At 74.3% G+C, this 11773-nt stretch carries 12 protein-coding genes; 6 read left to right on the top strand and 6 right to left on the bottom strand.

Features of this window, described 5'->3' with window-relative positions; translation table 11 throughout:
• Nucleotides 1–126: 126 nt before the first annotated feature.
• Complete coding sequence (locus MUU72_RS00165) at nucleotides 127–798, bottom strand: transglycosylase SLT domain-containing protein (protein WP_248010986.1); 672 nt, start codon at nucleotides 796–798, stop codon at nucleotides 127–129.
• A gap of 551 nt (nucleotides 799–1349) precedes the next feature.
• Between MUU72_RS00165 and MUU72_RS00160 the strand changes: the two genes are divergently transcribed.
• Nucleotides 1350–1562: a hypothetical protein gene (locus tag MUU72_RS00160; protein ID WP_248010985.1), complete on the top strand. Its 213-nt coding sequence runs from the start codon at nucleotides 1350–1352 to the stop codon at nucleotides 1560–1562.
• Between the two features lie 91 nt (nucleotides 1563–1653).
• Here MUU72_RS00160 and MUU72_RS00155 read toward each other — a convergent pair whose 3' ends face one another.
• The 5 genes from MUU72_RS00155 to MUU72_RS00135 form a co-directional block, all read right to left on the bottom strand.
• Nucleotides 1654–2349 carry a transglycosylase SLT domain-containing protein gene (locus MUU72_RS00155; protein WP_248011277.1) on the bottom strand — a complete coding sequence of 232 codons (696 nt, stop codon included), beginning with the start codon at nucleotides 2347–2349 and terminating at the stop codon, nucleotides 1654–1656.
• Between the two features lie 455 nt (nucleotides 2350–2804).
• The gene (locus MUU72_RS00150) at nucleotides 2805–3695 is read right to left on the bottom strand and encodes an alpha/beta fold hydrolase (protein ID WP_248010984.1); all 891 of its coding nucleotides are present in this window, start codon (nucleotides 3693–3695) and stop codon (nucleotides 2805–2807) included.
• 102 nt (nucleotides 3696–3797) lie between these two features.
• Nucleotides 3798–5039, bottom strand: coding sequence for a beta-ketoacyl-[acyl-carrier-protein] synthase family protein (locus MUU72_RS00145; RefSeq protein WP_248010983.1), 1242 nt, complete (start codon nucleotides 5037–5039; stop codon nucleotides 3798–3800).
• Nucleotides 5036–5269, bottom strand: coding sequence for an acyl carrier protein (locus MUU72_RS00140; protein WP_372502910.1), 234 nt, complete (start codon nucleotides 5267–5269; stop codon nucleotides 5036–5038). The genes MUU72_RS00145 and MUU72_RS00140 overlap by 4 nt, the downstream gene beginning before the upstream one ends.
• Before the next feature lie 342 nt (nucleotides 5270–5611).
• Nucleotides 5612–6064: a MarR family winged helix-turn-helix transcriptional regulator gene (locus MUU72_RS00135; RefSeq protein WP_248010982.1), complete on the bottom strand. Its 453-nt coding sequence runs from the start codon at nucleotides 6062–6064 to the stop codon at nucleotides 5612–5614.
• Between the two features lie 271 nt (nucleotides 6065–6335).
• On the opposite strand from MUU72_RS00135, the gene MUU72_RS00130 reads away from it, so the two are divergent.
• The 5 genes from MUU72_RS00130 (at nucleotide 6336) to MUU72_RS00105 (ending at nucleotide 11660) form a co-directional block, all read left to right on the top strand.
• Nucleotides 6336–6746 carry an organic hydroperoxide resistance protein gene (locus tag MUU72_RS00130; RefSeq protein ID WP_248010981.1) on the top strand — a complete coding sequence of 137 codons (411 nt, stop codon included), beginning with the start codon at nucleotides 6336–6338 and terminating at the stop codon, nucleotides 6744–6746.
• A 340-nt stretch (nucleotides 6747–7086) separates the two neighbouring features.
• On the top strand, nucleotides 7087–8781 hold the full coding sequence (locus MUU72_RS35795) for a SpoIIE family protein phosphatase (RefSeq protein WP_372502908.1): 1695 nt from the start codon (nucleotides 7087–7089) through the stop codon (nucleotides 8779–8781).
• Nucleotides 8782–9547: 766 nt separating this feature from the next.
• Entirely contained in the window at nucleotides 9548–9796 is a 249-nt protein-coding gene (locus MUU72_RS00115; RefSeq protein ID WP_248011274.1) for a DUF6400 family protein, read from the top strand.
• 2 nt (nucleotides 9797–9798) lie between these two features.
• Nucleotides 9799–10026: a hypothetical protein gene (locus MUU72_RS00110; RefSeq protein ID WP_248010980.1), complete on the top strand. Its 228-nt coding sequence runs from the start codon at nucleotides 9799–9801 to the stop codon at nucleotides 10024–10026.
• Nucleotides 10027–10790: 764 nt separating this feature from the next.
• Nucleotides 10791–11660 carry an SCO6745 family protein gene (locus MUU72_RS00105; protein WP_248010979.1) on the top strand — a complete coding sequence of 290 codons (870 nt, stop codon included), beginning with the start codon at nucleotides 10791–10793 and terminating at the stop codon, nucleotides 11658–11660.
• Nucleotides 11661–11773 lie beyond the last annotated feature (113 nt).

The following is an 11773-nucleotide window of genomic DNA, read 5'->3' as shown; positions in this document are numbered from 1 at the left end:
CCCCCGCGCGGCCCCCGCCCGGCGCCCGTGGCACACGGAGAGCGGGCCCCGGCAGTGCCGGGACCCGCTCTCCGTCTCAGCGGCGAACGCGCCAAAGTCGCCGCTTCGCCGGTCGTCCGCCGTGGATCAGTAGGCGGAGTTCACGTTGTCGATCGAGCCGTACCGGTGCGCCGCGTAGTTGGCGGCGGCGGTGATGTTGGCCACCGGGTCGGTGAGGTTATGGGCGGTGCCGTCCACGTGGTACGTGTCGAACGTGGGCTGGATCACCTGGAGCAGGCCCTTGGAGGGTATGCCGGCCTTGGCGTTGACGTCCCAGTCGTTCACGGCGTTGGGGTTGCCGCTGGACTCCCGCATGATGTTGCGGTGCAGGCCCTCGTAGCTGCCGGGGATGCCCTTGGCCTTCATGATGTCCAGGGACTGGCGGATCCAGCCGTCGAGGTTGTCGGTGTACTTCTTCGGCGCGGCCGGGCGGTCGGCCGAGCGGCTGACGGCCTGGGCGGCGGCGCGGTCCTGCTTGGCCACGGCGGTGACCTTGATGTGGTCCGCGACGGTCGCGCCGGCCGGGCGCGCGGCCTCGGCGCCGGCGGCCTTGGCATCGGCCTTCGCGGGCATCCCGTTGGTGCTCACCGGCTTGACCGCGGCGGAGGCGTGCACCGCCGGGGTCGCGGCGTTGCCCGGGGCGGCGGTCGCGGCCAGACCCGTGGTGGCGCCGGCGGCGGCCAGAACGGCCACGGCGACCTTGTGGGTGCGGGTGACGCGGGAGATCCGGGCAGCGCGGGGCAGGGTGAACTTGGGCATACGGGGGTGACCTCTTCCAGGTACGGGAGCGGGGAGGCGGCCATCGTTGGCGCGTTCGGACCGGAGCCTTGCGGCCGCGTTCGCCATCGGGGCGGGAGGTGCGGTGCGCTCTCGGTGCGACGGAATCCATGGTTAACGGCCGACCCGGCGGGTGGCAATGACCCCTTTTACTACCCCTCTTCGTGAGAGAGGGCGCAATGTCCGTATTGCTCTGTTATTTTCCCCGTGGTTACGGGCCCGGCCCGCCACCGCGACGACTACGCCGCCTCGTACGTGACGTACGTCGCGTGCCCGGGGTCACCCGCCGGCCCCCCGGAAAGCCCCTCCGGCACCCCTTGCGAGTTGCCTGGGTCACACCGCGAAATGCCCGTCCGCACCGCCCACTTCACCCCTCCGGGGCGCACCGGCAACCCCTCGCGCCCCCCGGTCCGTCGATGCGGCGGTGCCGCTGGTCCGTTCGTAGCAGCACCCGGACTGTCGGATGGCGGCGGCCGGAGGGGCCCCCGAGAGTGAGACCACGCACAGCCGCAACTCACCGTAGGGAAGTGCTCATGCTCCGTCGCATCGCCGTCGTGCTCACCGGTCTCGCCGCCGCCGGATTCCTCGCCGCCGGACCCGCCGCCGCGGCCCCCGCCGACCACCACCGCGGGCACCACAGCCACCAGCACCGCCTGACGCCCAAGGAGCGCGCGGGCCTGCGCATCGCCGGACACGTCCTCGACGTCCTCTTCGGCGGCCCCTCGCGCCACCGGCACATGTACTGAGAACCGCCAACGGCAATGGCCCTGCCCGCACATCGCGGGCAGGGCCATTGCCGTACTGCCGGGGCGCCGGGATCCGGCGCCGAACGTCGCCTCAGTAGGCGGAGTTGACGTTGTCGATGGAGCCGTACCGGTGCGCCGCGTAGTTGGCGGCGGCGGTGATGTTGGCCACCGGGTCGTAGAGGTTATGGGCCGTACCCGCGACGTGGTAGGTGTCGAAGGTGGGCTGGATCACCTGGAGCAGGCCCTTGGAGGGTATGCCGTTGCGGGCGTTGATGTCCCAGTTGTTGATGGCGTACGGGTTGCCGCTGGACTCCCGCATGATGTTGCGGTGCAGACCCTCGTAGCTGCCGGGGATGCCCTTGGTCTTCATGATGTCCAGGGACTGGCGGATCCAGCCGTCGAGGTTGTTGGCGTACTTCTTCGGCGCGGGCGCCTTGGGCGCGGCCTTCGGCGCGTCCTTGGCGATGTCCGTGCGCTCCGCGGACCGGTTCGCGGCCTGCTCGGCGGCGTGGCCCTGCGCGGCGACCGCGGTCACCTTCAGGCCGTCCGCGACCGAGCGGGTCGCCGCGCCGTCCTGCTGCGCGGGCTTCTCCTTCGCGACGACCGGCAGGCCGTTGGCGCTGACCGGCTTGACCACGGCGGACGCCTGCGCGGCGGGCGCCGCGGCGTTGCTCGGCGCCGCGGTCATGGCCAGCGCGGCCGCGCAGCTCGCGGACGCCACCAGGGCGGCGGAGACCTTGTGCGTGCGGGTGATGCGGAGGGTGCGGGGCAGGGAGAACTGGGGCATGGGCATGCGGTGGTGACCTCTTCCAGGGCGTGGAGGCGGCCGGAGGTGGCCTTCGGTGTCGTGGGGGACCGAGGGTCAGTGCCGCGCTCGCCGCTCCGGCGGAGTCCGCAGGCTCGTTCTCGGTGCTACCGGAAACATGGTTAGCGCCGCCCCGGGACGGAGGCAATGATGTGATGTACTACCGAACTTCGTGCCTTGAGGGCAGATGTCCGCAATGCACCGCTTGATTCCGCCCCGCCCCGCCCCCGCACACCACTAGGCCGGGCCGTACGTGACGTACGTCGCGTGCCCGGCATCACCGTTTCGCCGCCCCAAGACCCCCTCCGGACACGGCAGTTTGTTGCCTGGCTCACAACGCGGCGGGGCCGGCCCGCCCGCGGCGAACCGGCCCACCTCTGCGCACCCACCCCGCTACACCACGTAGCCCTCCGGGCCCCGCGCGCCGCCCCGCCCCCTCACGCCCGCGCCGTCCCGGCCACCGCCCCCGCGGCCTCCGGCCCCGGCACGGCGTCCTCCAGCGGCCGGTCCGTGAAGAAGCGCACCGCCAACTCCGTGACCACCTCAGGACGTTCCAGCACCACCCAGTGGTCCGCCTCCGGGATCGTCAGGAAACGGCTGCCCGCCAGCGTCGCCGCGAACTCCCGCTGCCGCGCCGGCGGCGTCACCGTGTCGTGCTCGCCACTGAAGACCAGCGCCGGCAGCCCCGCCAGGCCCCCCGAGAAGTCCGGCCGGTCGGTCAGCGCCCGGCGCAGCGACTCCACCGCGTGCGGGGAGTGCAGCGCCGCCTGTAGCATCGCCCGCCGCACATAGCGGTAGGCCAGCTCCCGCCGGGCCACCGGCCGGTGCTCGTCCCGGCACAGCAGCCCCTCCGCGACCATCGACGCGAACGTGTCGGTGTCCCCCCGCCGCAGGAACCCCGCGGCCCGCCGCCAGTGCGCCACCTGCTCCTCGGTGATGTGCGCCGGCACCCCGCCCAGCGCCAGCCGCGCGATCCGCTCCGGGAAGCGCCGCGCGCACCCGAAGGCCAGCCCCGCCCCGTAGGAGAAGCCGAACAGATTGACCCGCGGCGCCCCGAGATCGTCGATGACCCCCAGGATCGCCGCGCACAGCACCTCGATGCCCGGCCCCGGCGGCAGCGGCCCCGCGCTCCCCATCCCCGGCAGGTCCGCGGTCACCACGTCCGCCACCGCCCCCAGCTGCTCCTCCATCTGCGGCCAGCCGAACATCCCCTGCAACGCACCCCCCAGCACCACGACGGGCTCGGTCCGCCGCTCCGGCTGCCGCACCACCCGGTACGCGTACGGCACCCCGCTCACCGACAGCGAGCGGATCACTTCCTCGGACATGGCTGCTTCCCTCTCGCACAGAATCCGAACGCGCCCGGAACCCGAACCCGCCGGAGCACACGAACGGGGCCCGCCACCGCCGGGCCCCGGTAAAACGGCTGGTCAGCCGCGGGTCAGCACGAGCGCCGCATTGTGGCCCCCGAACCCCAGCGACGTCTTCACCGCGCAGTCGAACACCGCCGGCCGGGCCTCGTCCCGCACCACCTCGACCGGGATCCGGGGATCGGGCACGGTGAGATTCGCGGTCGGCGGCACCAGCTGCTGCTCCAGCGCCAGCACCGTCAGCGCGGTCTCGATCCCGCCCGCGGCCCCCAGCGTGTGCCCCGTCATCGCCTTCGTCGACGTCACCAGCGGCCCCTCGCCGAGCACCCGCCGCAGCATCACCGCCTCGATCCGGTCGTTCAGCACCGTCGACGTACCGTGCGCGTTCACATGCCCCACGTCACCGGCCGCCACCCCGGCGTCCGCCAGCGCGCTGCGCAGCGCCCGCTCGACGCCCCGCCCCTCCGGATCCGGCGCCACCACCGCGTACGCGTCACTGGACGCACCGTAACCGGCGATCTGCGCCCGGATCGGCGCCCGCCGGGCCCTGGCGTGCTCCGGCCGCTCCAGCACCAGCAGCCCCGCCCCCTCGCCGATCACGAACCCGTCCCGGTCCGTGTCGAACGGCCGGCAGGCCGCGGCCGGATCCTCCCGCCGGGTGGACACCGCCTTCATCTGGCAGGCACTGGCCACCAGCAACCGGGACAGCACCGACTCGGCACCGCCCGCGATCGCGATGTCACACGCCCCGGCCCGCAGCAGCTGGTGCGCGGTACCCACCGCCACGGTCCCCGACGAACACGCCGTCGCCACCCCCAGACTGGGCCCCTGTGCCCCGAGGTCCATGCAGACGCTGCTGGCCGCGCCGTTGACGACGGTCAGCGGCGCGAGCTTGGGGGAGACCCGCCGCGCACCGTGCCCGGCCATCGCCGCGCTCTGCTGGTCGTAGAACGGCAGCCCGCCGTGCGCCGAACCGATCACCACCGCGACCCGGCCGCTGTCCCACGTCTCCGGGTCCAGCCCGGCATCACCGACCGCCTCCCGCGCGGCGATCACCGCCAGCTGCGCGAACCGGTCCATCAGCCGCTGGGCGGCCACCCCCAGCTGCGCGGTCGGATCCAGATCCGCCGCGGTGTACATGAAGTCGCACGGCAGATCGGCGAGTTGGGGCTGGTGCGAGACGTTGGCGGGCACCACGTCATGGGTGACGGCGTGCCAGGTGGCCTTCGCCCCGACCCCTGCCGCGGTCACCAGCCCCAGCCCCGTCACGGCCGCGGCGAACGGCCGCTGGCGCCCCGTCACGCCGCGACTTTGCCGTCGATGGCCGCCACCAGCTGTCCCACGGTGTCGCGCGAGGTCAGCGACACCTCTTCGAGGTTGATGTCCAGCTGCTCCTCGATGAGCACCCGCAGCTCCTCCAGTGCGAGCGAGTCCAGCCGCAGACTGCGCAGCGCGGTATCCGCGGTCACCTCGTCCCGCGCGACCCCGAACCGCTCCTCCAGCAAGGTGTTGACGACTTCTGCCGCATTCACGTGGCGCTCCTCCGGTGCTCGTAGGCGATGCTGCCAACCGTGTCCTGGGCGGGATTTCGCCGGTGGCTCCGGCTGGTTTGGCCACCCTTTATACGCCTTTGTTCCGGACGCTCCCCAACCGTGGTAGCTCAATGGGGTGATGGGCGCACCGGAGTGGCGGAGAGGCCCCCGCGCCGCTCGCCGGACGGCACGCTGTCCAACGCCCGAACGGGCTCCGAGGCACGGCCCGGACGCCCGTCCGTACACCTGTCCGTACACCTGTCCGCACGCCTGTCCGCACGCCTGTCCGCGCGCCTGTCCGCGCGTGGTGCGCCCGCCGCCCGCCGGTCCGGCGGCGCGCCCTCAGGTCGCGTCCAGCGCCCCGGTGACCCGCCCCAACAGGCCGCGCAGCGTACGCAGTTCCTCGACGGTGAGCCCGGTGGCGGCCAGCATCCGGCGCGGCACCGGCAGTGCCCGCTCCCGCAGCTCCGTACCGGCCCCGGTCAGCCGGATGATCACCGACCGCTCGTCCTCCGCACTCCGCTCCCGGCGCACCAGGCCCGCCGCCTCCAGCCGCTTGAGCAGCGGCGAGAGCGTCCCGGAGTCCAGCCGCAGCCGCTCACCGATGCGCTTGACCGGCTCCGGCCCGTGCTCCCACAGCACCAGCATCACCAGGTACTGGGGGTAGGTGAGCCCCAGCTCCTTGAGCGCCTCCCGGTAGACGCCCCCGAACGCCCGCGAGGCGGCATGCAGCGAGAAGCAGACCTGATGGTCGAGGCGGAGCAGTTCGGCATCGGAAACGGGCAGCGAGCTCATGCCGCCAGGCTAGCGCCCGGTGGGTTGGTGGGCTGCGGGCGATCTGATTGTGCGGCGATCGAGGGGGCGGGGGCTCGTGGAGGGTGGGCGAGGGGCGGGATGGGCGCCCGGCTTAATCGCGCTCAGGTTAATTGCGCGCAATCAAGTTGCACACAACTCATTCCTGTGTGAGGGTGAAGGCTCGCCGGGCCCCTTGGGGGTGCCCGGTGGGCCGCCGGCGCACCGGTCCGGCCGGTCACCTCCCCCTCTCCGCATCCCGAAGGGACCCCTCATGGACGCGCTCTACACCGCCGTCGCCACCGCCAACGGCCGCGAGGGCCGGGCCGTCAGCTCCGACGGCCGGCTCGATCTCGCCCTGGCCATGCCCCCGGCCCTCGGCGGCGACGGCGCCGGCACCAACCCGGAGCAGCTCTTCGCCGCGGGCTACGCCGCCTGCTTCGCCAGCGCGATGGCCAACGTCGGCCGCCGGGCGGGCCTGGACACCAAGGACGTCTCGGTCACCGCCGAGGTCTCGCTCGGCAAGGACGCCACCGGTTTCGGGCTCGCCGTCGTCATGCGGGTGGAACTCCCCGACACCCTCTCCGGCGAGACCGGCCGCCGGCTCGTCGAGGAAACCCACCGCTTCTGCCCGTACTCCAAGGCCACGCAGGGGAACATCGAGGTCGAACTGGTCATCGAGTAGCACGTGGCGGGGCGGCGGTGCGCCTCGGGGTGGGCGGTGCGTCGCGCGGGCGGGCGGCGCGTCATGCGGGTGGATGGCGCGTCATGCGGTCAGGTCGGCCGCGCGCCCCGCGGTCAGGTCGGCGTTACGGCGCGGGGCGGGTCGATGATGCGCCGCGGGGCAGGCCGGTGATACGTCGTCGCGGGGCGGGTCGGTGCTACGTCCCTGGGCACGGCGGTCGGCTTGCTCGGGCGCCTTGGGGCGGGGAGGGGGAGAAGAGGGGTGGGAGGCAGGGCCCCGGGGCGAATAGACGTATCCAAACCATCCGGGCATTTCTCCCGCCCGAGTGCAACCATGATGCATGCCCTTTCCACGGCTGATGCGGCTGCGCCAACGACCGGAAGCAAGCCACGCCCTGCTGCTGCTCCCGCTCGGGCTGATCGTCGCGGTCTGCGTGATCGACGTCCTCGCACCGGCGGAGATCCACCTGGGCCCGCTGCTGGTCGCCGCCCCGGCCCTCACCGCCGCCTTCGCCGGCCCCGGCCCCACGGCCCTGGCCGGCGTCCTGGCGGTCGCCGCCCAGGTGGGCGTCGGTGCCGCCCGCGGCGTCCTGTTCACCGAGAACCTCTACGCCCAGATCGGCGCCCTGGTCCTCGTCTCCGCCCTGGTCTTCGTCTTCACCGTCGTACGGGAACGCAACGAGACGCGCCTGTCGCGGAGCCGCTCGGTGGCCGCGGTGGCCCAGCAGGTCCTGCTCCGGCCGCTGCCGGCCCGCAGCGGCGACCTGGAGATCGCCTCCCTCTACCTCGCGGCCGAGGAGGAGGCGGAGATGGGCGGTGACCTCTTCGCCGCGGCCCGCACCTCCGCCAGCACCCGGCTGATCATCGGCGACGTCCGGGGCAAGGGCCTGCCCGCGTACAGCCACGCGGCGCTGATCCTCGGCGCCTTCCGGGCGGCCGCGCACCGCCAGGCCACCCTGCCGCGCCTCGCCCGCCACCTCGACGGCGCCGTCCGCTGGGACACCAGCCAGTGGCACACCCCCGCCGCCCGCCCTGCCCCCTCCGCCCCGGCCGCTACGGACGCGCCCGACCTCGGACCGGGGCCCGGCTCCGGCTCTGCCTCCGGCTCCGGCCGGGGGCCCCGCTCTGGCCCTGCGTCCGACTCTGGCCTCGAACCTGGCACTGGCCCTGAGCCCGGCACTGGCTCTGAGCCCGGCCGTGGCCCTGAACCCACCTCCCCTGCCGCATCCGGGCCCGTATCCGGGCCCGCCTCCGGCGGGGGAGGTAGGCCCGGCCCCGATTCCGGCCCCCGACCCGGGTCAGGCCCCCGACCCGATTCCGCCCCCCGACCCGGCTCCGGCCCCCCGCGCGCCGCGGGTGGTGCTTCAGAGCTCAGCCCGGGAGACGTCCCCGGCTCCGGCCCCGGCCCCGGAGGCGCTCCCGACCAGGGCATCGGAAGGGCGCCCGGCCCTGCCCCCGGGGACGCCCCCGACCTCGGCGTCACGGGCGTCTCCAGCCTCGGCGCCGCAGGCCTCCCCAGCCTCGCCGACGTCCCCGGACTGGACGCCGACGAGACCTTCGCCACCGTCGCGCTCCTCGATATCCCCGACCGGCGGCCCGAACTCAGCGCCATCTCCTGCGGCCACCCGCCCGCCCTCATGCTGCGCGACGGCCGCGCCCACACCCTTGAGCCCCGGCGCACCGCCCTGCCCATCGGCCTCGGCGCCCTCGCCGGCCCACCGGACTACGCGATCGAGACCTTCCCCTTCCACCCCGGTGACCTGCTGCTTCTCTACACCGACGGGGTCACCGAGGCGCGGGACGCCCACGGCGCCTTCTACCCGCTGGCCGAACGGGCCGGCGCCTGGAGCCGCAGCAGCCCCCAGCACGTGCTCCGGCGCCTGCGCGAGGACCTGCTGGCCCACACGGGCGGCCGACTCGGCGACGACGCCGCCGCAGTAGCCGTCCGCCGCCTGCCCCACCGCCACCACCACCCGGCGGGCACCTCAAGGAACACCCGGCCGCCGGGCAGCGGCCACGGCAGCTCCGCACGCTGATCCGCGCAGTGGCGCCACGCGGCGGCGGGGTGATCGCGCACGGGCGTCCGGGGCGGCCGGGGCGGCCGACGGGACCTGACCGAGCGGTTCCTGCCAGTGGCCGCCTCCTGGCAGACCAGCTTGTCGGACGGTGTCAGGTGCCTGGCGGTGCTGAGCTGGCGGGCGATATGCGGCTGGCGGGCGGTGTCCAGCTGGCGAGCGGCGTTCAGCTGACGGACTGGGCTCGCCGGCGGGCAGCCCGTCGGCTGGCCCGCGTTCGTCGGGAGGAGAGACCCGCACGGGACGGGCCCTACCGGAGAAGGACCCCGCCGGTGAAGAGACCCGTGGACAGGGCCTCGTTGGAGCAGGGGCACTCGCGCCTGCGTCGGCCTCGCCACCCCACCCCACCGCCCGCCCGGGAACGGGCCCCGGCCCCCGCCCGTACCCAGTGGCCGATCAATCCGGCGCCGCGTAACCGGACAAAGGGGGCCCACCGGCAGCCCCGGCGGCCGGCCTCCCCGCATGACGTCCGTCACGCCCGCCGCCCCGCCCTGCCCTCACCTCCCCGAAATACGGCCTTGCGCGTTCCGCCCCCCACCTGGAACCGGAGTGCCCCTCCATTTGACGCTTCCCCATGTCCGTCCCCCTTGCTAAACACGACCGATCAGGGCGACTCGCCCGAAACATCCGCGATCGCCACAGGAAGCGCAGCATGACCGACCCCGCCCACGCAGCCCACCCGGCCGACCCCGCCCACCCCACCGCCGCCGTCGACGCCACCTACGGCATATCCCGCCTCACCGCGCTCTCGGCCGACAGCACCCACGGCACCTTCGAGCTCGACCTCGGCGGCCACGAAGCCCGCCGTCGGGCCGAGGTCTTCGCCGCGCTCGGCGACACCTGGGACCCGGCCGCGGCCCTGGCGGACGAGACCGCGGCCCAGCGGCTCCTCTACTCCGGCCTGGACGCCGACCAGCAGGCCACCTACGACATGCTCGTCGCCGCCGGAGTCCTCCCGCCCACCGGGCAGGACTGATCATGCTGCCGATCGATCCCACCGCCGACATCGGCCGCCGCGCCTGGGTCCCCTGCCCTCGCTGCCAGGACCACCGGGACTGCGACGTCTGCCGCGACGGCCGCGCCTGCCCCGACCACTGGCGCTACCTCCTCTCCAACAAGGGCAGCCTGGTGCACCTCCAGTGCCCCCACTGCGCCCACCTCTGGTCCTGGGACTCCGGCGCAGATGCACCCCCTACAGCACCCTGACCCGACGTCCGGCGTCCGGCGTCCGGCGACCGGCGACCGGCGACCGGCGTCCGGCGATCAGTGCCTCGTGCTCCGGCGACCGACGACCGGCGAGCGGCCCCTTGTGTTCAGGCGCCCCGCGGCCAGCACCTTGTCCTCCGGCGACCGGCGGCCGGCCCCCTGACCTCCGACCTCTGGCCCCTTCCTCCGGCGCGCCACCCCTGGGTGTCCCGACACCGACCGTCACGCCGCCAGCACCCTGCTCCCGGCGGCTGACACCCTGCACCGGCGTCCCCGTCGCCCCTTCGGCACCGGGCCGTCCGGAGCCCCACGGCCTGAGGGCCGACCGGCCGGCCGGCGCCCCACCGGCTGGCTGCCGCCGGATGGTGGGGCGCCGAACGTCCGCACGTCCCGCCCCGGCACCACCCCACCCCTCCCAACGCTTTCCCTGCGCCGCCGCCCCGGCAGCGATAGCGTGCGGCTGCGGCTGCGGCTGCGGCTGCGGCTGCGGCCCGGCCACCGTCATGACCATGGCGGGCACGCCCCTGATAGCGGTCGAGGCGGCGCCGCCCCGCCCCCGTAACCGGCCCCTGGCTCGGAAGGGGCTCGGGCCCGCGCCCCTTCCGAGCCAGGAGCCGGCGCCACGTCAGCCCCCAAGGGGTCGGGCCAGACCCCAAGGCGTCAGCTCAAGCCCCAAGCCCCAAGCCCCAAGATCCAAGCCCGAAGACCCCAGCACCAAGCCCAAGAACCGAGCAGCCACCCAGCCGAGGCGGCAAGGAGCAGACATGGAACCCCACACCGCACAGCGGGCACGATCGCTCTGGCTGATGACCGAACCCCTCCACGCGGTCTGCTACTTCGCCCCCGACTGCCGGACGCTGGGCAAGTCCCTCGGTCTCAAGGGTTTCTGGATGGGCTACTTCGCCTCCCGTACCGCTCCTCTCGGTGCCGTCGAACCCGCTGCCGCCACCGCCGTCCTCGGCGTCTTCGCCCCGGGTATGGTGGCCCGCGCGCTGCCCGCCGCATGGAGCGTCGTCAGCCCCGCCCACGTCCTCGACGAGCGCGGCACCCGCGCCGCCCGGGCTCTCCGCACCATCGACCCGGGCCTGGAACGGTCCGCCGCCACGCTGCTGCCCCGCCTCCAGACGCTCGTCGACCACGCCCCGGTCACCGCACGCCCGCTCTTCGCCGCCAACCGCGCCCTGTGCGACCACGCCGACCCCGTCCAGCGGCTCTGGCAACTCACCACCGCGCTCCGCGAATTCCGCGGCGACGCCCACCTCGCCGTACTCGCCGACCGGGGACTCGACGGCTGCGAAGCCCTGGTCCTGACCGCCGCCTCCGGCCGGGTGCCCCGGGACACCATGCGGGAGGACCGCGGCTGGACCGAGGAGGAGTGGGCGGCCGCCGGGGACCGCCTGCGCTCCCGGGGCCTCCTGGACGCAGGCGGCGGCGCGACCGCGGCGGGCCTGCGCGAACGCACCCACATCGAGGCGGAGACCGACCGCCTGGCGGCCCGGCTGCTCCGCCCGCTCGCCCCCGCGGACACCGACGACCTCATGGAGCTGCTGCACCCCGTCGTCCGCCGCGTCCTGGCCGCCGATCTGCTGCCGTTCCCCAACCCCATCGGGCTGCCCCACCCCGACACGCCGTAGGACGCCCCGCTCGGACCACGGCCCGCCACGCCCCCCGCGCTCACCATGCCCACTGTCACTTCCGCACCCCCGTGTGCCTCGACGGCTGCCCCGCCCGCCGCCTCTCCCTCCGA

The organism is Streptomyces rhizoryzae (assembly GCF_023155275.1).
GTDB classification, from domain to species: domain Bacteria; phylum Actinomycetota; class Actinomycetes; order Streptomycetales; family Streptomycetaceae; genus Streptomyces; species Streptomyces rhizoryzae.
This window is presented reverse-complemented; position numbering and strand designations above follow the sequence as displayed.

Coding starts and splice junctions, on each gene's coding strand:
- MUU72_RS00165 (WP_248010986.1), bottom strand. CDS start 798: ATGCCCAAGTTCACCCTGCCCCGCGCTGCCCGGATCTCCCGCGTCACC.
- MUU72_RS00160 (WP_248010985.1), top strand. CDS start 1,350: ATGCTCCGTCGCATCGCCGTCGTGCTCACCGGTCTCGCCGCCGCCGGA.
- MUU72_RS00155 (WP_248011277.1), bottom strand. CDS start 2,349: ATGCCCCAGTTCTCCCTGCCCCGCACCCTCCGCATCACCCGCACGCAC.
- MUU72_RS00150 (WP_248010984.1), bottom strand. CDS start 3,695: ATGTCCGAGGAAGTGATCCGCTCGCTGTCGGTGAGCGGGGTGCCGTAC.
- MUU72_RS00135 (WP_248010982.1), bottom strand. CDS start 6,064: ATGAGCTCGCTGCCCGTTTCCGATGCCGAACTGCTCCGCCTCGACCAT.
- MUU72_RS00130 (WP_248010981.1), top strand. CDS start 6,336: ATGGACGCGCTCTACACCGCCGTCGCCACCGCCAACGGCCGCGAGGGC.
- MUU72_RS35795 (WP_372502908.1), top strand. CDS start 7,087: ATGCCCTTTCCACGGCTGATGCGGCTGCGCCAACGACCGGAAGCAAGC.
- MUU72_RS00110 (WP_248010980.1), top strand. CDS start 9,799: ATGCTGCCGATCGATCCCACCGCCGACATCGGCCGCCGCGCCTGGGTC.
- MUU72_RS00105 (WP_248010979.1), top strand. CDS start 10,791: ATGGAACCCCACACCGCACAGCGGGCACGATCGCTCTGGCTGATGACC.